The sequence below is a fragment of the Actinophytocola algeriensis genome, assembly GCF_014203735.1.
GTDB lineage: Bacteria > Actinomycetota > Actinomycetes > Mycobacteriales > Pseudonocardiaceae > Actinophytocola > Actinophytocola algeriensis.
The window spans coordinates 51,903-74,136 of the sequence record NZ_JACHJQ010000015.1; the positions used below are offsets into that span (position 1 = coordinate 51,903).

General features: G+C 71.1%; 25 protein-coding genes. 15 read left to right on the forward strand and 10 right to left on the reverse strand.

The genetic code is table 11. The features are described 5' to 3' along the window. The first annotated feature begins 11 nt into the window (after positions 1 to 11). From FHR82_RS43870 to FHR82_RS43905, 8 genes are all read left to right on the forward strand, one after another. Positions 12 to 839: an LLM class flavin-dependent oxidoreductase gene (locus tag FHR82_RS43870; RefSeq protein WP_184816643.1), complete on the forward strand. Its 828-nt coding sequence runs from the start codon at positions 12 to 14 to the stop codon at positions 837 to 839. After that, positions 839 to 2,893, forward strand: coding sequence for an oxidoreductase (locus FHR82_RS43875; protein WP_184816644.1), 2,055 nt, complete (start codon positions 839 to 841; stop codon positions 2,891 to 2,893). The genes FHR82_RS43870 and FHR82_RS43875 overlap by 1 nt, the downstream gene beginning before the upstream one ends. After that, on the forward strand, positions 2,890 to 3,624 hold the full coding sequence (locus FHR82_RS43880; RefSeq protein ID WP_184816645.1) for a creatininase family protein: 735 nt from the start codon (positions 2,890 to 2,892) through the stop codon (positions 3,622 to 3,624). The genes FHR82_RS43875 and FHR82_RS43880 overlap by 4 nt, the downstream gene beginning before the upstream one ends. Before the next feature lie 61 nt (positions 3,625 to 3,685). Then, the gene (locus FHR82_RS43885; RefSeq protein ID WP_184816646.1) at positions 3,686 to 5,203 is read left to right on the forward strand and encodes a benzoate-CoA ligase family protein; all 1,518 of its coding nucleotides are present in this window, start codon (positions 3,686 to 3,688) and stop codon (positions 5,201 to 5,203) included. Beyond that, entirely contained in the window at positions 5,200 to 5,889 is a 690-nt protein-coding gene (locus FHR82_RS43890) for an SDR family NAD(P)-dependent oxidoreductase (protein WP_184816647.1), read from the forward strand. Before FHR82_RS43885 ends, FHR82_RS43890 begins: the two co-directional genes overlap by 4 nt. Continuing rightward, a complete protein-coding gene (locus FHR82_RS43895; RefSeq protein ID WP_184816648.1) occupies positions 5,886 to 6,713 on the forward strand; it encodes an enoyl-CoA hydratase family protein in 828 nt (275 codons plus the stop codon). Before FHR82_RS43890 ends, FHR82_RS43895 begins: the two co-directional genes overlap by 4 nt. Further along, positions 6,710 to 7,111 carry a RidA family protein gene (locus FHR82_RS43900; RefSeq protein ID WP_184816649.1) on the forward strand — a complete coding sequence of 134 codons (402 nt, stop codon included), beginning with the start codon at positions 6,710 to 6,712 and terminating at the stop codon, positions 7,109 to 7,111. Before FHR82_RS43895 ends, FHR82_RS43900 begins: the two co-directional genes overlap by 4 nt. Further along, positions 7,108 to 8,205: an acyl-CoA dehydrogenase family protein gene (locus FHR82_RS43905; RefSeq protein WP_184816650.1), complete on the forward strand. Its 1,098-nt coding sequence runs from the start codon at positions 7,108 to 7,110 to the stop codon at positions 8,203 to 8,205. The genes FHR82_RS43900 and FHR82_RS43905 overlap by 4 nt, the downstream gene beginning before the upstream one ends. A 134-nt stretch (positions 8,206 to 8,339) precedes the next feature. Here the strand turns inward: FHR82_RS43905 and FHR82_RS43910 are convergent, their stop codons facing one another. Continuing rightward, positions 8,340 to 9,698 carry a TrpB-like pyridoxal phosphate-dependent enzyme gene (locus FHR82_RS43910; RefSeq protein WP_184816651.1) on the reverse strand — a complete coding sequence of 453 codons (1,359 nt, stop codon included), beginning with the start codon at positions 9,696 to 9,698 and terminating at the stop codon, positions 8,340 to 8,342. 93 nt (positions 9,699 to 9,791) lie between these two features. Between FHR82_RS43910 and FHR82_RS43915 the strand changes: the two genes are divergently transcribed. Then, complete coding sequence (locus FHR82_RS43915; RefSeq protein ID WP_184816652.1) at positions 9,792 to 10,265, forward strand: cation:proton antiporter regulatory subunit; 474 nt, start codon at positions 9,792 to 9,794, stop codon at positions 10,263 to 10,265. 6 nt (positions 10,266 to 10,271) lie between these two features. Further along, complete coding sequence (locus tag FHR82_RS43920; protein WP_184816653.1) at positions 10,272 to 11,450, forward strand: cation:proton antiporter; 1,179 nt, start codon at positions 10,272 to 10,274, stop codon at positions 11,448 to 11,450. A gap of 205 nt (positions 11,451 to 11,655) precedes the next feature. On the opposite strand, the gene FHR82_RS43925 is transcribed toward FHR82_RS43920, so the two are convergent. From FHR82_RS43925 to FHR82_RS43950, 6 genes are all read right to left on the reverse strand, one after another. Continuing rightward, a complete protein-coding gene (locus FHR82_RS43925; protein ID WP_184816654.1) occupies positions 11,656 to 12,789 on the reverse strand; it encodes a DUF1015 family protein in 1,134 nt (377 codons plus the stop codon). Position 12,790: 1 nt separating this feature from the next. Next, positions 12,791 to 13,528: a pseudouridine synthase gene (locus tag FHR82_RS43930; RefSeq protein ID WP_184816655.1), complete on the reverse strand. Its 738-nt coding sequence runs from the start codon at positions 13,526 to 13,528 to the stop codon at positions 12,791 to 12,793. Beyond that, complete coding sequence (gene scpB, locus FHR82_RS43935; RefSeq protein ID WP_184816687.1) at positions 13,518 to 14,420, reverse strand: SMC-Scp complex subunit ScpB; 903 nt, start codon at positions 14,418 to 14,420, stop codon at positions 13,518 to 13,520. The genes FHR82_RS43930 and scpB overlap by 11 nt, the downstream gene beginning before the upstream one ends. 638 nt (positions 14,421 to 15,058) lie before the next feature. Beyond that, positions 15,059 to 15,889, reverse strand: coding sequence for a segregation and condensation protein A (locus tag FHR82_RS43940; RefSeq protein WP_184816656.1), 831 nt, complete (start codon positions 15,887 to 15,889; stop codon positions 15,059 to 15,061). After that, on the reverse strand, positions 15,879 to 16,154 hold the full coding sequence (locus FHR82_RS43945) for a hypothetical protein (protein ID WP_376706501.1): 276 nt from the start codon (positions 16,152 to 16,154) through the stop codon (positions 15,879 to 15,881). Before FHR82_RS43945 ends, FHR82_RS43940 begins: the two co-directional genes overlap by 11 nt. A gap of 71 nt (positions 16,155 to 16,225) precedes the next feature. After that, positions 16,226 to 17,143, reverse strand: a complete 918-nt coding sequence (locus FHR82_RS43950) for a ParA family protein (RefSeq protein ID WP_184816658.1) — start codon at positions 17,141 to 17,143, stop codon at positions 16,226 to 16,228. Positions 17,144 to 17,297: 154 nt separating this feature from the next. On the opposite strand from FHR82_RS43950, the gene FHR82_RS43955 reads away from it, so the two are divergent. The 4 genes from FHR82_RS43955 (at position 17,298) to FHR82_RS43965 (ending at position 18,873) form a co-directional block, all read left to right on the forward strand. Continuing rightward, positions 17,298 to 17,687: a VOC family protein gene (locus FHR82_RS43955; protein ID WP_184816659.1), complete on the forward strand. Its 390-nt coding sequence runs from the start codon at positions 17,298 to 17,300 to the stop codon at positions 17,685 to 17,687. 247 nt (positions 17,688 to 17,934) lie between these two features. After that, entirely contained in the window at positions 17,935 to 18,198 is a 264-nt protein-coding gene (locus FHR82_RS45500; RefSeq protein ID WP_221465082.1) for a hypothetical protein, read from the forward strand. Then, positions 18,144 to 18,500 carry an ElyC/SanA/YdcF family protein gene (locus FHR82_RS43960; protein WP_311771584.1) on the forward strand — a complete coding sequence of 119 codons (357 nt, stop codon included), beginning with the start codon at positions 18,144 to 18,146 and terminating at the stop codon, positions 18,498 to 18,500. Before FHR82_RS45500 ends, FHR82_RS43960 begins: the two co-directional genes overlap by 55 nt. A 10-nt stretch (positions 18,501 to 18,510) precedes the next feature. Beyond that, on the forward strand, positions 18,511 to 18,873 hold the full coding sequence (locus FHR82_RS43965) for a GrpB family protein (RefSeq protein WP_184816660.1): 363 nt from the start codon (positions 18,511 to 18,513) through the stop codon (positions 18,871 to 18,873). On the opposite strand, the gene xerD is transcribed toward FHR82_RS43965, so the two are convergent. Both xerD and ald read right to left on the reverse strand, forming a co-directional pair. Further along, positions 18,870 to 19,784 carry a site-specific tyrosine recombinase XerD gene (xerD, locus tag FHR82_RS43970; RefSeq protein ID WP_184816688.1) on the reverse strand — a complete coding sequence of 305 codons (915 nt, stop codon included), beginning with the start codon at positions 19,782 to 19,784 and terminating at the stop codon, positions 18,870 to 18,872. The genes FHR82_RS43965 and xerD overlap by 4 nt on opposite strands. After that, positions 19,781 to 20,875: an alanine dehydrogenase gene (gene ald / locus FHR82_RS43975; RefSeq protein ID WP_184816661.1), complete on the reverse strand. Its 1,095-nt coding sequence runs from the start codon at positions 20,873 to 20,875 to the stop codon at positions 19,781 to 19,783. Before ald ends, xerD begins: the two co-directional genes overlap by 4 nt. A 128-nt stretch (positions 20,876 to 21,003) precedes the next feature. Here ald and FHR82_RS43980 point away from each other — a divergent pair, with 128 nt between their 5' ends. After that, a complete protein-coding gene (locus tag FHR82_RS43980) occupies positions 21,004 to 21,510 on the forward strand; it encodes a DUF1707 domain-containing protein (protein ID WP_184816662.1) in 507 nt (168 codons plus the stop codon). 4 nt (positions 21,511 to 21,514) lie between these two features. Here FHR82_RS43980 and FHR82_RS43985 read toward each other — a convergent pair whose 3' ends face one another. Next, positions 21,515 to 22,231, reverse strand: a complete 717-nt coding sequence (locus FHR82_RS43985; RefSeq protein WP_184816663.1) for a FadR/GntR family transcriptional regulator — start codon at positions 22,229 to 22,231, stop codon at positions 21,515 to 21,517. Positions 22,232 to 22,234 lie beyond the last annotated feature (3 nt).

Here is a 22,234-nt window from a genome sequence, read left to right on the forward strand (position 1 = left end):
ATGTGTCGTGGGTGAAGGTCGGCGTCGGACTTCCGAACACCATTCCGGGCATCTCGGGCGAGGTGCTCGTCGAGTGGGCGCGCCGGGCCGAGGGCGGGCCGTTCAGCACTCTCGGCGTCCTCGACCGCCTGGTCTACGACAGCATCGAGCCGTTCGCCGCGTTGTCGGCGGCCGCGGCGGTCACGTCCCGGATCGGGCTGGCCACCAACATCGCGATCGGCCCGCTGCGCTCCCCCGCGCTGCTCGCCAAGCAGGCACTGTCCGTGGATGCGCTTTCAGACGGGCGGTTCACACTGGGTCTTGGTGTCGGCGCGCGGCGTGACGACTACGCGGCGGCCGGGGTGAACCACAAGGCACGCGGAGCCACGCTGTCCCAGCAGCTCGCCTTCCTGCGCGGCCAGTTGGACGAGTCGGGCATCGGCCCTCGTCGCGCCCCGGTGCGGGTCCTGGTCGGCGGCTCGAGCGGGGCCGCGCTGACCAGGATGGCGCGCTACTCCGACGGGTACGCGCATGGCGGCGGGCCGCCCAAGGCGTTCGGGTCGGCGGCCAACCGGGCGCGTGCGGCGTGGCGGGACCTGGAGCGGCCGGGTGAACCGGTGCTGTGGGGTCAGGGGTACTTCGCGTTCGGCGACCCGGACCGTGGCAGCGTTTACCTTCGCGACTACTACGCGTTCACCGGGCCGTTCGCCGAGAAGATCGCGGCCGGGAACCTGACCTCGGCGCGGGCCGTGCGGGACTTCGTGCGCGGCTACGAGGCGGAGGGCTGCGACGAGCTGATCCTCTACCCGACCGTCGCGTCGCTCGACGACCTGGACCGGCTGGCCGAGGCGGTGTCCTGATGCGGGTCTCGGTCGTGGGCGGCGGGCCGTCGGGGCTGTACCTGGCGATCCTGCTGCGCAAGGCCGGGCACGACGTGTCGGTCACCGAGCGCAACGCGCCGGACGCCACGTTCGGCTGGGGCGTGGTGTTCTCCGAGGAGACGCTCGGCGCGCTGCGGGACGCGGACTACGCCACCTACCTGGAGATCACCGACTCGTTCGCGCGGTGGACGTCGATCGACATCCGCTACCGCGGGCAGGTGCTGCGCTCGTCCGGGCACACGTTCTCGGCGATCAGGCGCACGCACCTGCTGGCGATCCTGCAGGAGCGGTGCCGCGAGCTGGGTGTGTCGCTGGAGTTCGGCACCGAGGTGTCCACCGCGCAACCGGCGGACCTGGTCGTCGCCGCGGACGGGTCGAACAGCACGCTGCGGCGGAGCGCGGACTTCGGCACGTCGTCGACACCGCAGGGCTGCAAGTACGTGTGGTTCGGCACGGACCTCGTGCTGGACGCGTTCACCTTCGTGTTCAAGGACACCGAACACGGGCTGTTCCAGGTGCACGCGTACCCGTTCGACGAGCACACGAGCACGTGGATCGTGGAGACGACCGAGGCGACGTGGCGGCGCGCCGGCCTGGACCGGATGTCCGAAGAGGACAGCATGGCGTTCTGCCAGGCGCTGTTCGCCGAGGAGCTGGGCACGCACCGGCTGATGTCGAACAAGTCGGTGTGGCTGGACTTCCCGCTGGTGCGCAACGAAACCTGGCACCACGGCAACCTCGTGCTGATCGGCGACGCGGCGCACACCGCGCACTTCTCGATCGGGTCCGGCACGAAGCTCGCGATGGAGGACGCGATCGCGCTCGCAAACGCTTTCGTACGCCATCCGTCCGATGTGGAGTCCGCACTCGTGGACTACGAGCTGGAGCGGCAGCCGGTGGTGGAGCGGTTCCAGCAGGCGGCCGGGGACAGCGCGGCGTACTTCGGCCGGGTGGGCAGCTACCTCGGGCTGGCGCCCATCCAGTTCGCCGCGAACCTGCTGACCCGCAGCGGCCGGATCAGCCATGCGAACCTGACGCAGCGGGACCCGCGGTTCACCCGGGTGCTGGACGCGTGGTTCGCCGCAAACGCTTCCGGGGCACCGCTCGTGCCCGGCGCGGTCGCGCCGCCGCCGATGTTCGCGCCGCTGCGGGTGAACGGTGCGACCTTGCGGAACCGGGTGGTCCGGTCCACATCGGACCTCGCGGAGGCCGCCCGGGCGGGTGCGGGGCTGGTGCTGACCGGGTTCGTGGCGGTCGCCGAGGACGGCCGAGTCTCGCCCGCGACTCCGCTGCTCGACGACTCGTGGGCCGCGGTCGTGAAGGACGTCCACGACGCGGGCGCACTCGCAGGCGTACGGCTGGGGCACGCGGGCCGCCGGGGCGGCACGCGCGCCGACGGTGGCGTGGACGTGCCGCTGCGGGACGGGTGGCCGCTGCTGTCGGCGTCTCCCCTGCCGTACACACCGTCCAGCGCCGTCCCCGCCGAGATGTCCGAGGTGGACCTGACCCGTGTCAGGTCCGATTTCACCTCGGCGGCCGAACGCGCGCGAGACGCCGGGTTCGACGCCGTGGAACTGGACCTCGCCGACGGCCACCTCCTCGCGAGCTTCCTGTCGCCGCTGACCAACCGGCGGTCCGACGAGTACGGCGGAGAGCCGCTGCGGTTCCCACTGTCCGTTGTGGACGCGGTGCGCGCGGTGTGGCCGGGGCTGCTCGCGGCCCGGCTCACGGTCACCGACCTGGCACGGGGCGGCACGACCGTCGAGCAGGGCATCGCGTACGCGCGTGCGCTCGCCGACCACGGCGTCGACCTGATCCACGTCAGGGCCGGGCACACGACCCCGAACTCGCGGCCCGAGTACCGGCGCGGCCACCTGACCACGCTGAGCGACCGGGTGCGCAACGAAGCCGGGGTGCCGACAATGGTCGGTGGGTACCTCACGACCCCGGACGAGGTGAACACGGTCGTCGCCGCCGGCCGCGCGGACCTGTGCCTGTTCGAGCCCGCCCCGACGCCGCTGGAGCAGCTGTGACCGCATTCGCCGACCTCACGTCGCCGCAGGTGGCCGAACTGCTGTCAGGTTCGCGCAGGCTGGTGCTGCTGCTGCCGGTCGGCGCGGTCGAGCCGCACGGTCCACACGCACCGCTCGGCACGGACGAGCTCATCTCCGCGGGCATGTGCCGGCGGGCCGCCGAACGGCTGTCAGGTGACCCGGACGTGCACGTGCTGGTCCTGCCGCCGTTGAACTACGGCGTGACCCGGTTCGCCTCGGCGTTCCCCGGCGCGGTCTCGGTCAGCGAGGCGACGCTGCACGCGCTGGTCACCGAGGTGTGCGGAGCGCTGGTCGCGCAGGGGTTCTCGCGGATCGTGGTGGTGAACAACCACTTCGAGCCCGCGCACGTCGCCACGCTGCGGAAGGCCACCACCGAGGCCGGCGTCGCCTATCTCGACCTCGTGCGCAGGCACAACGCCGCCCGGCTGACCGACGAGTTCCGGACCGGCGCCTGCCACGCGGGCCAGTACGAGACGTCGCTGGTACTGGCCGACCACCCGGAACTGGTCGACACGACGACGGCGGCAACGTTGCCGCCGGTCCCCGTGGACCTCCCGGCCGCGATGGCCGACGGAAAGGCGGACTTCGTCGCGATGGGCATGGACCGCGCGTACTGCGGTGATCCCGCAGGCGCGTCCGTCGCGGAAGGACAGTCCACGTTCGACACGCTGACCGACCTGCTCGTCGAAACCATCCGGGAGGTGGCATGAGCGGAGCTTGCGGAGCGAATCGACGAGTCCGATGGCGCCACGGAGCCTGCGAGGGGGCGCCATGACCCTGTTCAACGTCGCCGACCACTTCGTCGACCGCAACCTGACGCTCGGCAGGGGCGAGCGGGTCGCCTTGTACACACCGGACGGCGCGACCACGTACGCCGAGCTGGCCGCGCTGGTGAACCGGGTCGGCAACGTGCTGGTCGACCTGGGTGCGCGGCGGGGTGAGCGGGTGCTGCTCGCGCTGTCGGACGGCATCGAGTTCGTCGCCACCTGGTACGCGGCGCAGAAGATCGGTGCGGTCACGGCCGAGGTGTACACGTTCCTGCAGCCCAAGGACTACCGCTACTTCCTCGACTACACCGGCGCGTCCGTGGTGATCGCGGACCCGGTCACGCTGGACCTCCTGCGCGAAGCGGGAGTTGACGACCGTCAGGTACTGGTGGTCGGCGGCACCGACCTCCGTCCCGGCGAACACGACTTCACCACACTCGTGGCCCAGGCGCCGGACACGCTCGCGACCGCCGACACCACCCGGGACGACATCGCGATCTGGAAGTTCACGACCGGCAGCACCGGCGCGCCGAAGGCCTGCGTGCACACCGCGGCGAGCCCGATCGTCAGCCACGAGGCCTACGCGCTCGGCGTCCTGGGCATCACCGAGGACGACATCGTGCTGCCGGTGCCGAAGCTCTTCTTCGGCTACGCACGCGACCTGACCGCGCTGTACCCGTTCGGCGTGGGCGGCGCCGGGATCGCGTTCCCGGAACGGACCACGGCCGAGAAGCTCTTCGAGTTGATCGCGCGGTTCCGGCCGACGATCCTCGTGAACGTGCCGACGATGATGAGCGCGATGGTGGCCCACCCGGCCGCGGCCGCGCAGGACCTGAGTTCGCTGCGGCTGTGCACCTCGGCCGGTGAGGCGTTGCCCGCGGAGCTGCACCGCAAGTGGGACGAGGCGTTCGGCGTCGAGGTGGTCGACGGGATCGGGTCGTCGGAGGCGTACCACATCTACATCTCCAACCGGCCGGGCGCGGCGCGGCAGGGCAGCTGCGGGCAGGTCGTGCCCGGCTACTCGGCGCGGGTCGTCGACGACGCGGGCGCCGCGGTGCCGGACGGCGCGGTCGGCGTGCTCGAGGTGAGCGGCGGTACGGTCGCGCTGGAGTACTTCGGGGACGAGGAGAAGTCGGCGGCGACCTACCGCGGCGACACCGTCCACACGGGAGACTTGTTCAGCCGCGACGCCGACGGGTTCTTCACCTACCACGGCCGCGCCGACGACCTGCTGAAGTCCGGCGGCATCTGGGTCGCGCCGAGCGAGATCGAGCACTGTCTCATCGGACATCCGGACGTGCTCGAGTGCGGTGTCACCGGGTTCGAGGTGGACGGTCTGACCCGGCCCCGCGCGTACGTCGTGCCACGGCCGGGCGCCGACGTGACCGGTGAGGCGTTGCGGGCGTACGTGCGGGAGCGGCTCGCCGGGCACAAGTGCCCGCAGGAGGTCGTGTTCGTGGACTCGTTGCCCCGCACCACGAACGGCAAGCTGGACCGGCGCGCGCTGCGGACGATGTCATGAGGCTCGTGGTGGTCACGGGTGGCACGCGCGGCATCGGCGCGGCGATCGCGAAGCGTTTCACCGACCTCGGCGACCGGGTGGTGGCGCTGGGCCGGGCCGACTGCGACGTCACCGACGAGGCGGCGGTCGCCGAGGTGTTCGGGTCGCTCGGCGAGGTCGACGTGCTGGTCAACAACGCGGGGGTGGCCACGAGCGCGCCGCTGTCGAAGACCAGTGTGGCCGACTGGCGTTCGCAGTTGGACGTCAACGCGACCGGCGTCTTCCTGTGCACGCGGGCGGTGCTGCCGGGCATGCGGGCACGGAACCGGGGGCGGGTCGTGACGGTCGCGTCGACGGCCGGTCTCGCCGGGCAGAAGTACACGGCGGCGTACTCGGCGTCGAAGCACGCGGCGGTGGGACTGATGCGCGCGGTGGCCGCGGAGGTCACCGGCACCGGTGTCACGTCGAACGCGGTGTGCCCGACGTTCGTGCGCACGGACATGACGGCGACGACCGTACGGCGGATCGCGGCGTCCACCGGACGGTCCGAAGAGGACAGTGAGCGGATCGTGGCGGACATGTCTCCACTGGGCAGGCTGCTGGAGCCGGAAGAGGTCGCGTTCGCGGTGGCGTTCCTCGCCGCACCCGAGGCGGCCGCGATCAACGGTCAGACGATCGTTCTCGATGGAGGAGGTCTCCAGACATGAGTCCCTTCCGGGCTTCGCCCGGTTTCACCGACGAGTGGAAGCACTTCGACCTGTCGGTGACCGACGGCGTCGCGACCGTCACGCTGAACCGGCCGGACAAGCTGAACGCGCTGACGTTCGAGGTGTACGCGGACCTGCGCGACCTGCTGGCCGAGCTGCCGCACCGCGGCGACGCACGCGTGGTCGTCCTCACCGGCGAGGGCCGCGGGTTCTGCTCGGGCGGCGACGTCGAGGAGATCATCGGCGAGCTGCAGAAGATGGCGCCGGCGCAACTGCTGGAGTTCACCCGCATGACGGGTGCGGTGGTGAAGGCGCTCCGCGAGTGCCCGCTCCCGGTGATCGCGGCGGTCAACGGGATCGCGGCGGGCGCGGGGTCGGTGATCGCGCTGGCGAGCGACTTCCGGCTGCTGGCGGAGTCGGCGTCGTTCGCGTTCCTGTTCACCAAGGTGGGCCTGGCGGGCGCGGACATGGGTTCGGCGTACCTGCTCCCCCGGCTGGTGGGCCTTGGCCGGGCGACGGAGCTGCTGATCCTGGGTGACAAGGTCGCCGCGCCGCACGCGGACCGCATCGGCCTGGCGACGAAGGTGGTCCCGGACGCGGCGCTGGCCGAGGAGGCGTCGACGCTGGCCCGCAGGCTGGCGGACGGCCCGGCGCTGGCGTACTCGACGACGAAGGTCCTGCTGACGCGCGAGCTGGACATGGACCTGGGCAGCAGCATCGAGCTGGAGGCGATGACGCAGGCGCTGCTGATGAAGAGCGACGACCACGCGGAGTTCTACGCGGCGTGGTCGGCGGGTCGTCGTCCACAGTGGACCGGCCGATGAGCGCGCACGAGATCGTCACCGCGCCGGGCCTCGCCGAACCGGTGGGCTTCGCGCACGCGGTGGTCGCGGCGCCGGGCCGCACGGTGTACCTGGGCGGCCAGACCGCGCAGGGCCAGGACGGCGCGATCGTGGGTGCGACGATGGCGGAGCAGTTCGACCGAGCCGCGGGCAACGTGGTGACGGCACTGAGCGCGGCAGGCGCGACGCCGGACCACCTGGTGTCGCTGATCATCTACACGACGGCGGTGGCCGAGTACCGCGCGGCGCTCAAGGAGCTGGGCCCGTTGTGGCGCAAGCACTTCGGCCGTCACTACCCCGCCGTGGCACTCCTGGGCGTGGCGGAACTGTTCGACGAGGCCGCGAAGATCGAACTGGTCGGCACGGCGGTGGTCCCGTGACGTACACGCACCTGTCGCCCGCGCACCAGGAACTGCGTGACCACACGTCGAAGGTGGCGGCCGGGCTGCCCGCCGCCGGGGAACCGGGCCGGATCAACCGGCCGCTGCTGAAAGCGCTGTCAGAGCACGGCCTGCTGGGCAGGCTGTTCCCCCGGACCTCGGCGATGGACCTTTGCGTCATCCGCGAGGCGCTGGCCAGGCACAACACGGAGGCGGAGACGGCGTTCGCGCTCCAGGGCCTCGGCGCGTACCCGATCCTGCTGGCAGGCGAGAAGTCCGTGGTGGACGCGTGGATGCCGCGCATCACGGCGGGCGAGGCGGCGGTGGGCTTCGCACTGACGGAGCCGGGAGCGGGCTCGGACGCGGCAGCGCTGACGTTGGCAGCCACTCCGGACGGCGACGGCTACCGCCTGGCGGGCGAGAAGGTGTTCATCTCGAACGCCCCGGACGCCGATGTGTACTCGGTCTTCGCGAGAACGAGCGACAACGGCGCCCGTGGCATCACGGCGTTCGCGGTCCCGGGTGACGCTCCTGGCCTGACCGGTACCCGGCAGCGGCTGGTGTCGCCACACCCGATCGGCCGCCTGCACTTCAAGGACGTGTACGTCCCCGCCACGTCGGTCCTGGGCGAGGTGGACGGCGGCTGGCGGGTGGCGATGCGGACGCTGGACATGTTCCGGCCGAGCGTGGGCGCGTTCGCGCTGGGCATGGGTCAGGCGGCCCTGGACGCGGCGGTAGCGCATACATCCGAGCGGGAGGCGTTCCGCAAGCCGTTGAAGGACTTCCAGGCGGTGTCACACCAGCTGGCGGACGTGGCGACGAGCCTGCAGGCCGCCCGCCTGCTGATCCACGACGCGGCGGCGGCGTACGACTCGGGCGCGGAACGCACCGGCCACCTGTCCGCGATGGCGAAACTGTTCGCGACGGAAGCGGCCCAGCGCGCGGTGGACGTGGCGATCCAGGTGCATGGCGCGCGGGCACTGGAAGAGGGCCACCTGCTGGAGCACCTGTACCGGGAAATCCGAGCCCCCCGGATCTACGAGGGCGCGAGCGAAATCCAGCGAGAGATCATCGCGCGCCAGCTGTACCGGTGACGGCCCCCCGGTTATCCAGCCTACGGCAAGCCACCGACAATCCCGGGCTGTCCACAGGAACCTGTCCACAGCCACGGAATTGTCGGTGCCCGCCGGTACGCTGGAATCCGGGGGCCGGAGGCCAACCCGCGCGACTACCGCGCGGGGATCGTCTCCAGCGCCGCCGACAGCTCCGCGTCCGTCAGCTCGCGGTCGACCATGCCGCCGGCCAGGTAGCTCGCGTACGCGGGCAGGTCGAGGTGCGCGTGCCCGCACAGCGCGGTCAGGATCACCTTCTCCTCCCCCGTCTCCTTGCAGCGCAACGCCTCTCGTACACACTCGGCCAGCGCGTGCGTCGGCTCCGGCGACGGGATGATGCCCTCCGCACGCGCGAACCGCACGCCCGCCGCGAAGCACTCGTTCTGACCGATCGCCACGGCGTCGACCAGGCCGAGCTCCACGATGTGCGACAGCAGCGGCGACATCCCGTGGTACCGGAGCCCACCGGCGTGGATCGGATCCGGGATGAAGTCGTGACCGAGGGTGTGCATCTTCAGCAGCGGCGTCAGCCCCGCGGTGTCACCGAAGTCGTAGGCGTACTTACCGCGCGTGAGGGACGGGCAGGCCTCGGGCTCGACGGCCCTGATCTCCGGTGCGATCTTGCCGGCGAGCTTCTCCCGTAGGAACGGGAACACGAGACCGCCGAGGTTCGAGCCGCCACCCGCGCAGCCGACGATCACGTCGGGTGTGTCACCGGCCATCTCGAACTGGCGCAGCGCCTCCTCACCGATGATCGTCTGGTGCAGCAGCACGTGGTTGAGCACGCTGCCCAACGCGTACCTGGCCTCCGGGTTGGCCGCCGCCTTCTCGACCGCTTCGCTGATCGCGATGCCGAGGCTGCCCGTCGAGTCGGGGTGGGCGGCGAGGATCGCCTTGCCCGCCTCGGTGAGGTCCGACGGGCTCGGGTGCACGGTCGCCCCGAACGTCTCCATCATCATCTTGCGGTACGGCTTCTGGTCGTACGACGCGCGGACCTGCCACACCTCGCACTCCAGCCCGAACTGCGCGCAGGCGAACGCGAGCGCACTCCCCCACTGTCCCGCGCCGGTCTCGGTGGTCAGCAGGCTGACCCCCTCCCGCGCGTTGTAGTACGCCTGCGGCACCGCCGTGTTCGGCTTGTGCGAGCCGACCGGGCTGACGCCCTCGTACTTGTAGTAGATGCGGGCAGGCGTGCCGAGCGCCTTCTCCAGGCGGTGCGCCCGGAACAGCGGCGACGGCCGCCACAACCGGTACACCTCCTGCACCTCTTCCGGGATCGGGATGTAGCGCTCCGTGCTCACCTCTTGCTCGATGAGCGCCTGGGGGAACAGCGGTGCGAGGTCCTCGGGGCCGATCGGCTCGCCGGTGCCGGGATGCAGCGGCGGCGGGGGCGGCGCCGGCAGGTCGGGCACGATGTTGTACCAGGCCGTCGGCATGTCGGACTCGTCGAGGATGAACTTGGTGCGGCCGGCCATGCGGTGCCTCCGGGACGTGGGTGATCGAGACCGTCACACTAGGTCCACGAGCCGGTGGAAGAAAGACGTAGAGGATGGCGTTACCCTGGTGTGGTGAACGTCGAGGTGACTCCGCTGCCAGGGATCGGAACGCGTCAGGACTTCGTGTCGCGTCAGGGGCGCCGGATCGGCGTCATCACCTACCGCGACGGCAGGTCCGAGCTGATCGTGTCGCGTGTGGACGATCCGGATACCTGCACGTCATCGATCCCGCTCACGCCGGACGAGGCAGGCGCGCTCGCGAGCCTGCTCGGCGCGCCGCAGCTGGTCGCACAGCTGCAGGACGAGCTGGACGGCGTCAACACCAAACAGCTACCACTCGTGCCCGGATCCCCTTACGACGGACGCACGCTCGGTGACACAGCGTTGCGCTCCCGCACCGCGGTCTCGGTCGTGGCCGTGGTCCGTGCCGGCACGGTCCACCCGTCGCCCCGCCCCGACTTCATGCTGGGCGGCGGCGACGCGCTGATCACTGTCGGTACCAAGGAAGGACTCGCCAAGGCGGCGGATGTCCTGAACCACGGGTAGCGGCCGATGCACACACCCGCAATCGCGCTGATCGAACTCGGTGCGATCTTCTTCGGGCTGGGCGTACTCGGCAGACTCGCGTGGAAGATCGGCATCTCCCCCATCCCGTTCTACCTGCTCGGCGGTTTGGCGTTCGGCAGCGGCGGGCTGATCCCGCTGGAGGGCATCGAGGAGTTCGCGTCGCTCGCGAGCGAGATCGGCGTGATCCTCCTGCTGCTCCTGTTGGGCCTGGAGTACTCGGCGGCCGAGCTGGTGACCGGGCTGAAACGGTCGTGGCTCGCGGGCCTGGTCGACCTGGTGCTGAACGCGGCGCCGGGTGTCGCCGTGGCCCTGCTGCTGGGCTGGGGCCCGATCGGCGCGCTGGCGATGGCGGGCGTCACGTACATCTCGTCGTCGGGCATCGTCGCGAAAGTGCTCGGTGACCTGGGCAGACTCGGTAACCGCGAGACACCGGTGATCCTGTCGATCCTGGTGTTCGAGGACCTGGCGATGGCCGTCTACCTGCCGATCCTGACGGCGCTCCTGGCGGGCGCGACACTGCTGGGCGGCCTGACGGCGATCGGCATCTCGCTCGCCGTGGTGACGGTCGTGCTGCTGCTGGCGCTGCGGTTCGGCCGGTACGTGTCGGCGATCGTGGACAGCCCCGATCCCGAGGTGTTCCTGCTGCGTGTGCTGGGTGCGGCGCTGCTGGTGGCCGGCTTTGCGTCGCAACTGCAGGTGTCGGCGGCGGTAGGCGCGTTCCTGCTGGGCATCGCGATCTCGGGCTCCACGGCGGAGAACGCGACCCGCATGCTGGAGCCCCTGCGAGACCTGTTCGCGGCGATGTTCTTCGTGGTGTTCGGCCTGAACACGGTGCCGTCGACGATCCCGCCGGTGCTGGGCGTCGCGCTGGCCCTGGCGGCGGTCACGACCGTGACGAAGCTGGCGACCGGCTGGTGGGCGGCGAGACGGCAGGGCATCGGCCGTCTGGGCCGCGCCCGGGCCGGTGCGGCGCTGGTGGCACGGGGCGAGTTCTCGATCGTGATCGCGGGCCTTGCGGTGTCGACGGGCGCGGTGGACTCCCAGCTGGCCGCGCTGGCGACCGCGTACGTCCTGATCATGGCCGTGCTGGGTCCCCTCGCGGCCCGCTTCATCGAACCGATCGCCCGCCTCGCGATCACCCGCCTGCGCCCGGCCACCGCCTGAGTTGTCCACAGCTGCCTGAGTTATCCACAGGCAAGATCGACTTGCCCACCCCGAACAGGGGACAGTGGTAAACTGGCAAGGCGGGACGCCCCCGGGTTCGGGTGGGGTTGCGTAGCGGCCGTTCTGCGAGTTGAAGCCGCGTTTCGCGAGGCCACGGGCTCGGCTTGCTCCGGTTTGCGCGGGGTTCGCGCCCTCGCGTGTTCAGTCAGCTCGTCTGGGCGTTCAGGTCCGCCAACAGCAGGCCGCTTCTGGGCTTCGGCGTGAAGTACGTGCTCTTGCGGGGCATGCGGCGGCCCGCCGCGTGTTCGGCCAGCACCGTGGTAAGCAGGACCGGCGCCACCTCCACCACCGCGTCCGCGTTCGGCGGTGGGGTGCGGCCCGCGGGCAGCGGGTGCACGTGTTCGCCTTCCGGGTCGAGGTGCAGCGCCTTCGACAGGAGCGTCTCCTCCACCACCGCGTGGTCCAGGCCTGGCGGGAGAGTCACCACCAAGGACGTGTCGCGGCAGCGGACCACCACCGTGCCCGGTTCGGTCGGAGATGCGGCTTCCGCCATCTCCTCGACCCCCAGGCCCTCTCGGCGCCACGCTCGCGCCAGGTCCGCCGCCGTCAGGCCGGTGTTCGTCAGCACGCGGTGGAACGCACCGATCCGCAACGCCGGGCCGGACGTCACCAGCGCCAGCAGCCCGCCCGCCCGTGCCGCCGCGGCGACGCGGTGGTTGCCGTCGGCGACCATCAGCGGATGCGCTTCCACGGTGCTGAGCAGCGAGGTGTCCCCGGTCAGCCACAGGCGGTGACGACGGCCTCGCGAGTCCACTGTGGAGACCGCGGGCGCGTGGTTCGCCGTGTGGGCGCGGACTTCTCCGGTCAGCTCGTCCCGGTCACCGACCGGCACCAGCATCGCCGCGCTCGTCGCGTAGCCCAGACCCGCCAGCACGCGCGCCCGCTCCTCGACGATCTCCGGGTAGACCTCCTCGCTGTGGCGGACCCGCCCCGTGTCGACCGCGGCGGGGTCGACCATGCACAGGACACCGCACGCCGTGCCGTCCGGGCCGTCGACCTCGTACGGCGCGACCACATCGGACACCTCGCGGTACGCCGTGCGCAACATCACCCGCAGCGTGTTCCTGGCCACTGGCAACGAATCGAGGACACCGCGTCCTGCCGCGACCGCCTGCGGAGTCCGGTGTGGATGCTGAACCGCGAGCAGGGACCGGGTCGCCGCGGCGGGGTCCGCCAGTGCGGCGAGTACGCGGTCCGGCTCGGCGAACTCGTCGACGTCCGGGCCGGGCACCTCGCCGCGCACGACCCAGCCGCGCGCGATCGGCCGCACCCAGCTCATGTCACAGGTCAACGTCGGCGAAGAGCGAGCCGACCTCCTGACGGGTCAGCACGCGGAGGGAGCCAGAACGCTGGTTGCCGAGGTGGACGTCGCCGATCTGGGTACGGACGAGCGTGCGCACCGGCAGGTCGACGGCGGCCAGCAGCCTGCGGACGATGTGGTTCCGGCCTTCGTGCAGCTCGACCTCGACCATGGCGCGGCCGCCACTGGTGTCGACCACCCGGAACGCGTCGACCCGGACGGGACCGTCGTCGAGCTCGATGCCCTCACGGAGCCGGCGGCCGATCGTGCGCGGCACCGGGCCCGGCACCTCGGCGAGATAGGTCTTGCTGACGTCGAACGACGGGTGCATCAACCGGTGCGCGAGGTCGCCGTCGTTGGTGAGCAGCAGCAGGCCCTCGGTGTCGGCGTCGAGGCGGCCGACGTGGAAGAGCCGCTCGTCGCGGCCGCGGATGTAGTCACCGACGCAGGGCCGGCCGCGGTCGTCGGACATGGTGGTGTGCACGCCGCGCGGCTTGTTGAAGGCGAGGTAGACGAGCCCCTCGCGGACCACGACCCGTACGTCGTCGACGTGGATGACGGCCTTGTCGGGATCGACGCGGCGGCCGAACTCGGTGACCACGGCACCGTCGACCTTGACCCTGCCCTGCGCGATGAGGTCCTCGGCGGCGCGGCGGGAGGCCACCCCCGCGCGGGACAGCACTTTCTGCAGGCGCACGCCGTCCTGGTCAGAGTTCATCGATGGAGTCGACCTCCGGAAGCAGCGGCGCGATCGGCGGCAGGTCCTCCAGGGACGACAGGCCGAGGCGCTCGAGGAACAGTTCGGTGGTGCGGTAGAGGAAACCGCCAGTCTCCTGGTCGGTCCCGGTCTCCTCGACCAGTCCGCGGGCGAGCAGGGTGCGGATGACGCCGTCGCAGTTGACCCCGCGGACGGCGGCGACCCGGGCGCGGGTCACCGGCTGACGGTAGGCGATGACGGCGAGCGTCTCGAGCGCGGCCCTGGTCAACTTGGCCCGCTGGCCGTCGAGGAGGAGCTTCTCGACGTACGGGGCGTAGCGGTCGCGCGTGTAGAAACGCCAGCCGCCACCCGCCCGGCGGAGATCGATGCCGCGGTCCTGGTCGGCGTACTTGTCCGAGAGGAGGCGGAGGTGCTCGGCCACGCGGAGGCGCGTGGTGTCCAGTGCGGTGGCGAGCGCGTCCTCGTCGACCGGTGAGTCCACGACCAGCAGGAGCGCTTCGAGGGCCGAGTCGAGTTCGTCGTCGCCGAGGGGGGCGGGGCCTTCCTCGATGTCCTCGTCGTCCGCGTCGAGTGGTTCAGTGGCTGAGTGGCTGAGTGGCTCATCCACTTCGCCACTCACTGGCTGAGTGGCTGAGTGGACCAGTGGCTCATCCACTTCGGGAGCCATGCCGACGGCGGGCTCCTCGTGGGCGGAAGGCTCGGAATCCTGTGACGGGTCGGCAGAGTCAGCGGCGTCCGCCGAGTTGGCGGGGTCCACAGAAGCGCCCGCGTCTGCTGGCTCGGCTGGGTCCACTGGGTCAGGCGGGTCCGTCGGGTCCGCCACTCCCGCCGGGTCGCCCGAGTCGGCCGGGTCGACAGAATCCGCCGAATCCGCTGGGTCCGCTGGGTCCATCGGGTCCGCCGGATCCGCCACTCCCGCCGAGTCGGCCGAGTCCACCGGATCTGCCGGATCCGCCACTCCCGCCGAGTCGGCCGAGTCCGCCCCTTCCGTGGGGTCCGCTGAACCGGTCGGGTCCGCAGAGTCGGCTGGGTCGCCCGGGTCCGCCGCTTCCACCGATCCCGCTGGCTCCGTCGCGTCCGCCGGGTCAGCGCCGTCCCCGGGGTCCGGCGCTTCCACCGCGTCGGCGGGGTCTGTCGGAGCCGCCGAGGATGCGGCGGCAACCGAGTCGATCGCGTCAGATTCTGTCAGCTCGGCCGAGTCTTCCGTCAGGTCGGCCGAGCCTTCCGTCAGGTCGGCGGAGGCGGCCGCATCGGCGGAGTCCGCCGTGTCCGTGTGCGTATCGGCTGTGTTCGCCGCGCCGGTCTTGTCGGTGGGATTGGCTGGAGTCCCCAACACTCCCCCGGCTGAGGGCTTGGAGGTGACTGTGCGAGATTCAAGTGGCTGAGCCACTGAACCACTTGCCGCGGCCGGGTCCGGTAGGGGTTCGGCGTCCGGTGGCAGTGGGGTCCCGACCTCGTCCGCGGGCGGGGGCTTGGGGAGTGGTTCCGCGTCCGGTGGGGGTGGGGTCGTGGGTTGTGGGTGCTGGTCGCTCACCCGTACTCCTCCTCATCGCCGGCTGGTGAGGTCGTCGTGACCGCGGACTGGGCCTCTTCGACCGTGCCGCCGGTCCACTCGACGGACAGCTCCGCCAGCGCCTCCTCCTGGTGGAACAGGATCACGTTCTCTTTGTAGAGGTCCAGCAGCGCCAGGAACCGCGCCACGACCTCGATGCTGTGCTCGCAGTCGGCGACCAGGTCGCCGAAGCTGGCCCGGCCCGCTGATGCCAGTTTGACCCTCAGCAACGCCACGTGCTCGCGGACCGACACCTTGCCCATGTGCAGGTGGTCGATGGACACGGTCGGCGGGGGCTTGGGGCGGAAGACGGCCGCCGCCAGCTCGACGAAGCGGGCCGGGGTCACGCCCAGCATCACTTCCGGGAGCAGGGCCTGGAAGCGGTCTTCCAGCGCCACCGACCTCGGGTAACGCCGCAGGGCACCGGCTTCCAGTTCACTGAACAGCGCCGCCACCTGCTTGTACGCCCGGTACTGCAGCAACCTGGCGAACAGCAGGTCGCGGGCTTCCAGCAGCGCCAGGTCCTCTTCGTCGTCGACGTCGCCTGCCGGCAGCAAACGGGCCGCTTTCAGGTCGAGCAACGTCGCGGCGACCACGAGGAACTCGGTGGTCTCGTCGAGGTTCCAGTCGTCGCCCGCCTGGTGGAGGTGGGCGATGAAGTCGTCGGTCACCCGGTGCAGCGCCACCTCGGTGACGTCCAGCTCGTGCTGGGAGATCAGCTGCAGCAGCAGGTCGAACGGACCCTCGAAGTTCGACAGGCGGACCGTGAACCGCGGCGAGGGAGCGGATCCGGCAGGCTCAGTCGTCATGACGCAGGCGGCGCACCAGCACCGACTCCTCGCCACGGTCCTCGAAGTCCGCGAGGAGCACCGCGATCGCCTCGCGGACGACCCGGCCGCGGTCCACCGCCAGCCCGTGTGCCGCCCGCAGCGCCAAACGCACGTGCTCGAGTGCGAGCAGCTCGTCGTCCGACACGTAGACGGTGATCTTCGACGTGTGTTTCTGCCTCGGTGTACCTCGCCGGGCAACCGGGGGCGCGGGGTGCGTCGGCACCCTGGTCGGCTCGAACCTCAGTGGGAGCACGCCGTCCGCGTGCCCTGTTGGTCTGAACAGCTCATCCGCGCCCGGCAACGAAGGCCGGCGCGTCACCTGGCGATCACCTCTCGCGCCAGCAGGCGGTAGGCCTTCGCGCCGGCGGACCTCGGCGCCCACACCGTGATCGGCGCACCGGCGACCGTGGTCTCCGGGAACCGCACGGTTCGGTTGATCACCGCGTCGAACACGATGTCGCCGAAGCGCTCGACGACGCGGCTCATGACCTCACGGGAGTGCACCGTGCGCGGGTCGTACATGGTCGGGAGGATGCCCGTGATCTCCAGCTTCGGGTTCAACCGCTCACGCACCTTCTCGATGGTGTCGGTGAGCAGCGCGACGCCGCGCATCGAGAAGTACTCGCACTCCAGCGGTATCAGCACCCCGTCGGCGGCCGCGAGCGCGTTCACGGTCAGCAGGCCGAGCGAGGGCTGGCAGTCGATCAGGATGTAGTCGTAGACCTCGACGACCGGGCGCAGCGCACGGACCAGCGTGTGCTCGCGGCCGACCTCGGCCACGAGCTGTACCTCGGCGGCGGACAGGTCGATGTTGCTCGGCAGCAGATCCAGGTTGTCGACACTGGTGCGGATGATCGCGTCCTGGATGCCGATGGACCGCTCGATGATGACGTTGTAGATCGTCTTCTCGAGTAAGTGCGCTGGCATGCCGAGACCCACGGACAGCGCGCCCTGGGGGTCGAAGTCGACGATGAGCACCCGACGGCCGAACTCGGTCAGCGCGGCGCCGAGGTTTATCGTCGAGGTGGTCTTGCCGACTCCGCCTTTCTGGTTGCACAACGCGATGACCTTGGCGGGGCCGTGGCCGTTGAGCAGCGGTGGCTCAGGGATGACCCGCTTGGTCCGTCCGCCGGGACCAGCACCGTTGGGGCTCTCCTCGAGAGCCTCCTCCTCGTCGGAGGCCGCCCTCGGTGCGAGGCTGAGCTCCTGGTCCGAGGGGTGCAATGTCGACATATCGACCTAGCTCCTTGTCGTCCGCGCTGTGCCGGGAAGCTTAGAGATGGCGGCGGGGCCTGGGCAAAGAGGCTCGCCGTACCGGGGCCGAATACCTGGAATGCTCGAACTGACCTGCGTGTTCGTCTTTGCTGAACAGCTTCGAGGAGGCCCCATGGCAGTCCGGCAGCTCCGTCTCGTCGTCACCGCGGACGATTACGACGAGGCAGTGCGTTTCTACCGTGACGTTCTCGGCATGCCGGAGCGGGTCTCCGTGCCGCCCGAGAACGGCGGGCGGGTGATGATCCTGGACGCGGGTGCGGCCACGCTCGAACTGGCCGAACCGGCCACCGCCGAGTACATCGACCGGATCGAGGTCGGCCGCCGGGTCGCGGGGCACATCCGGGTCGCGTTCGAGGTCGACGACGTGCAAGGCGGCACGGCGGCGCTCCGGGACGCGGGTGGCGAGGTGCTCGCCGAGCCGACCCCGACGCCGTTCAAGTCGACGAACGCGCGGGTCGAGGGACCGGCCGGTCTGCAGTTGACGCTCTTCCAGATGGACTGAGGCCACGGCGCCCTGTGCGGGGGCGGCGAGTCCGCTCCCCGGCGGCGATGGTGCAGCCGGGCTGTTCTGGCGGGCAGGCGTGGCCTCCGGCCCCGGTTCCAGAGTCTCACGGGGCACCGACAGTTTCGGGGCGCGCGGGCCGAGTTGTCCACAGGCGTTGGCCTCCGGCCCCCGGGTTCCAGCCTGCCACGGGGCACCGACGATCTCGGTGGTCACGGGGCTGGTTGTCCACAGCTACCGTGCCTTCGTGAAGGTGACCGTGTGGGTGGGGCTGGCTGTGCTGGGATGGGGCGAGGTCGTGCACTGGCGGGCGTCGCACCGCAGGCTTGGGACGGCCGACGCGGCCGGGGCGGGTGAGGCCGTCGTCGTGCTGGGGTATCGCAATCGTGGGCGGCGGGCCAACGTGGTGACCCGGTGGCGGGTGCGGGCTGGGCTGCGCTCTGTCGAGGGTGCGCCGTGCTCGTTCTCAGTGGTGGGGCCGTTGCCGGCAAGCGGACGGAGGCCGACCTGATGGCCGCCTACGCCCGGGCCGTGTGTGGCTACCGGGGTCCGCTGGTCGTGGACGGTGCCAGTCGCAGTACCTGGCAGAATGTCGCCAACGTCGTGCCCCTGATCGAAGGCGCCGGCCGGATCAAGATCGTTTCGCATTCCTTGCATGCCGAGAAGGCTCGGGAGTACCTCTGGCGGCAGCGGCCTGATCTGGCCAGCCGGCTGGTGCGGGGGCGTGACTACCGGTTCGGTGAGTGGCTCCTCGTCAAGCCTGCGCTCGCCGTGCTCGGGCTCCGCAACCTGCGGCGGCTCAGGGACCGCTAGGTCGCACCGGATGCCCACCTTCGACGAGATCACCCGCCACCACGACACCGGCCCGGACGAGGACCCCTGGGTGCTCGGGCCGCCACCGCCCGAAACGGTCCAGGTCGTGCCGTACGACCCCGGCTGGCCGCGTCGCTATGAGGAACTTTCGGCGGCTGTTCGTGAGGCGCTCGGGCACGCCGTTCTGGACATCGAGCACGTGGGGTCCACGTCCGTCGAAGGGCTGGCGGCCAAGGACGTCATCGACATCGATCTCACCGTCGGCGATCCCCGTTCCGAGGCCGCGTACGTGCCCGCGCTCGAACGGCTCGGGTACGTCCTCGTCATCCGCGAGATCTACGACCGGCTGTTCCGCGCCGCGGGCATGCTCTAACCCCGCGCCCTCGGATGGGCGGTCGCGTAGACCTCGCGCAGTGTGTTGACCGTGACCAGCGTGTAGATCTGCGTCGTCGTCACCGACGCGTGGCCGAGGAGTTCCTGGACCACCCGCACGTCCGCGCCGCCTTCGAGGAGGTGGGTCGCGAACGAGTGGCGAAGCGTGTGGGGGGACACCGTGGCGGTCAGGCCTGCCCGTTCGGCCGCGACCTTCAACGTCTGCCACGCGCTTTGCCGTGACAGCCTGCCGCCGCGGAAGTTGAGGAACACCGCCGGTGTGCCGCGGCCCGCCGCGGCCAGGCCGGGGCGCGTGCGCACCAGGTACGCCTCGACGGCGTCGAGCGCCGGGCGGCCGATCGGGACCAGGCGTTGCTTGCCGCCCTTGCCGTCCAGCAACACCGTCCGCTCGGCGGTGTCGATGTCGTCGAGGTCCAGGCCGACGGCCTCGGAGATGCGGGCACCGGTCGAGTACAGGACCTCCAGCAGCGCACGGTCGCGCAACGCCTCGGCCGCCGGTGCCTCGAGCAGGCGGAGCATGTCGTCGACCGGAAGCGCTTTCGGCAGGCGGCGCGGGGCGGACGGCGGCTTCACCTCGCGGGCCGGGTCCAGCTCGACGATGCCCTCCCGCACGGCGAACCTGTGCAGGCCCCGCACGGCGACCAGCGCCCGCGCGGCCGACGACGCCGCCAGCGGCGGGTGGTCGTCCGAGCCCTCCCGGAGCACCGCGAGGAACGCCGACACGTGCGCCTCGCTCACGGCCGCGAGCGTCGGCACGCCCAGCGCGGCCAGGTGCCGCTCGTACCGCCGCAGGTCGCGGGCGTACCCGTCGAGTGTGTTGCGCGAGGTCCCGCGCTCGACGGCCAGGTGGTCGAGGTACGCGGTGATCGCGCCGGTCAGCGCCGCGTTCAGGCCGCACCTCCGAACGGCATCCCGTGCGCCTGCGCGACCTCCGCGAGCATCACCCTGCCGTCGGCGACGTTCAGGCCCGCCGCGAGCGCCGGGTCGGCGAGCGCCTCGGTTCCCTTGTCCGCCAACGACACCGCGTACGGCAGCGTCACGTTCGTGAGCGCCCACGTCGACGTGTTGGGCACCGCGCCGGGCATGTTCGCGACGCAGTAGAACACCGAGCCGTGCACGGTGTAGGTCGGGTCGGCGTGCGTGGTCGGCCGGGAGTCGGCGAAGCAGCCGCCCTGGTCGATCGCGATGTCGACGAGCGCGGAACCGGGCCGCATCCGCGCGACCAGTTCGTTGCTCACCAGCTTGGGGGCCTTCGCGCCGGGCACCAGCACCGCGCCGATCACGAGGTCGGCCCACCGGCACGCCTTGTCGATCTCGTAGGCGTTGCTCGCGACGGTCTGCAGGTGCCCCCGGTAGGTGAAGTCGATCTGCCGCAACCGGTCCGCGTTGGTGTCGAGGACGACGACCTCGGCCTGCATGCCGACCGCGATGGTGGCGGCGCTCATGCCCGCCACACCGGCGCCGATCACGGCGACCTTCCCCGCCGGCACCCCGGACACGCCACCGAGCAGCACACCGCGGCCGCCCTGCGCGCGTTCGAGGCAGTGCGCGCCGACCTGCGGCGCCATCCGGCCGGCGACCTCGCTCATGGGCGCGAGCAGCGGCAGCGACCCGTCCCGCGCGCGGACCGTCTCGTAGGCGATGGCGGTGGTGCCCGCGTCGACGAGGGCCTTCGTGCACTCCTCGTTCGCGGCGAGGTGCAGGTAGGTGAACAGGATCTGGTCCCGCCGCAGCCGGGGGAACTCCTCCGCCACCGGCTCCTTGACCTTCAACACGAGGTCGGCGGCCCACACCTCGTCGGCGGACGGCACGATCCGCGCTCCGGCCGCCACATAGTCCGCGTCGGGCAGCGACGACCCGTCCCCGGCACCCGCCTCGACCAGCACGTCGTGGCCGCGATGCACCAGCTCCACCACACCGGCGGGCGTGATCGCCACCCGGTACTCGTGGTTCTTCACCTCACGAGGCACTCCGACCAGCACCCGCGACACCTCCACGACGGACCCGCCGGACGCCGTTGTCCGACTCTGTCGAGGCGGAGCCTAGCGCTGGTGGCCGTCCGGTTTCCGGGTTTCCGGCTGGCGTGGCGCGACTCCCGTAATGTGGAGTCGTGACCGACGACGAACTCCGCATCGGCACCGCGGAGCGCGAGGCCGCGGTCAAGATCCTCGGCGACCACCTGTCGGAGGGCAGGCTGGCGCTGGAGGAGTACGAGGAACGCATGTCCGCCGCGCTGGAGGCCCGCACGCGCGCCGACCTCCGGCCGCTGTTCAAGGACCTGCCCGCGCCCTACCCGGCGTTCATGGCACCGCCCGCGCCGTACCACGCCCTGCCGCCACCGCAGCCGTACCAGGCCGCGCCGCCGCCGAGCCCGTTCCAGTTCGGGCCGCCGCCGGCCTCGCCGTACGAGTCCGAGCGCTACCGCGTCGCGGCCGGGTTGATGCAGATCATGGTGCCGTTCGGGATCGGGCGGTTCTACACCGGTCACACGAGCATGGGGATCGCGCAGTTGCTCACGAGCTTCATCGGCGTCGGCGTCATCTGGAGCATCATCGACGGGATCATCATCCTCGCGAGCGGTGGCACCGATGTGGACGGCAAGCAGCTGCGGATGTAGCGGCCTACCCGCACAGGAACCCCCGGAGCAGGGCGGACGTGCCGTCGAGGTGTTCGTCCATGGCCTGGCGGGCCGCGACCGGGTTGCCCGCCAGTATCGCGTCCACAATGGACCGGTGCTGCGCGTCGGAGTGCTCGATGTTGACCGCCAGCAACGGGATCGCGTCCAGCAGCTCGTTGACCCTGGTCCGGATGTCGGCCACCGCGGTGGTCAGTGACGCGGACGCCGCGACCTCCGCGATCGCCAGGTGCAGCCGGGAGTCGCGGCGGCGGTACTCCGCCTCGTCGGTGTCCACATCGGACACGTCGAGCAGCGCGGCGGTCAGGTGCCTGCGTTCCGCTGGGGTGAGCGTCCGCGCGGCCGCCGCCTCCGCCGCGCCGCTCTCCAGCACCCGCCGCAGTGTCAGCACGTCCTCCAGGTCGTCGCCGGGCGCGGGCCGCGGCGGCGGGCTCGGGAGGGTGACGGCGACGAACGTGCCGCCGTAGCGGCCGCGGCGGGACTCGACGTAGCCGGCGTCGACGAGCGCGCGGATCGCGTCGCGCAGGGTCACGCGGCTGACGCCGAGACGCGCGGCCAGGTCCCGTTCCGACGGCAACTTCTCGCCCGGCGCGGCCACCCCGAGCCGGATCGCCTGCAGCAGCCGTCCCACCGTCTCCTCGAAGGCGTTGCGGGTCCGCACCGGACGGAACAGTGCGGCGGCACCTCCCTCGTGGACGGCCACGGC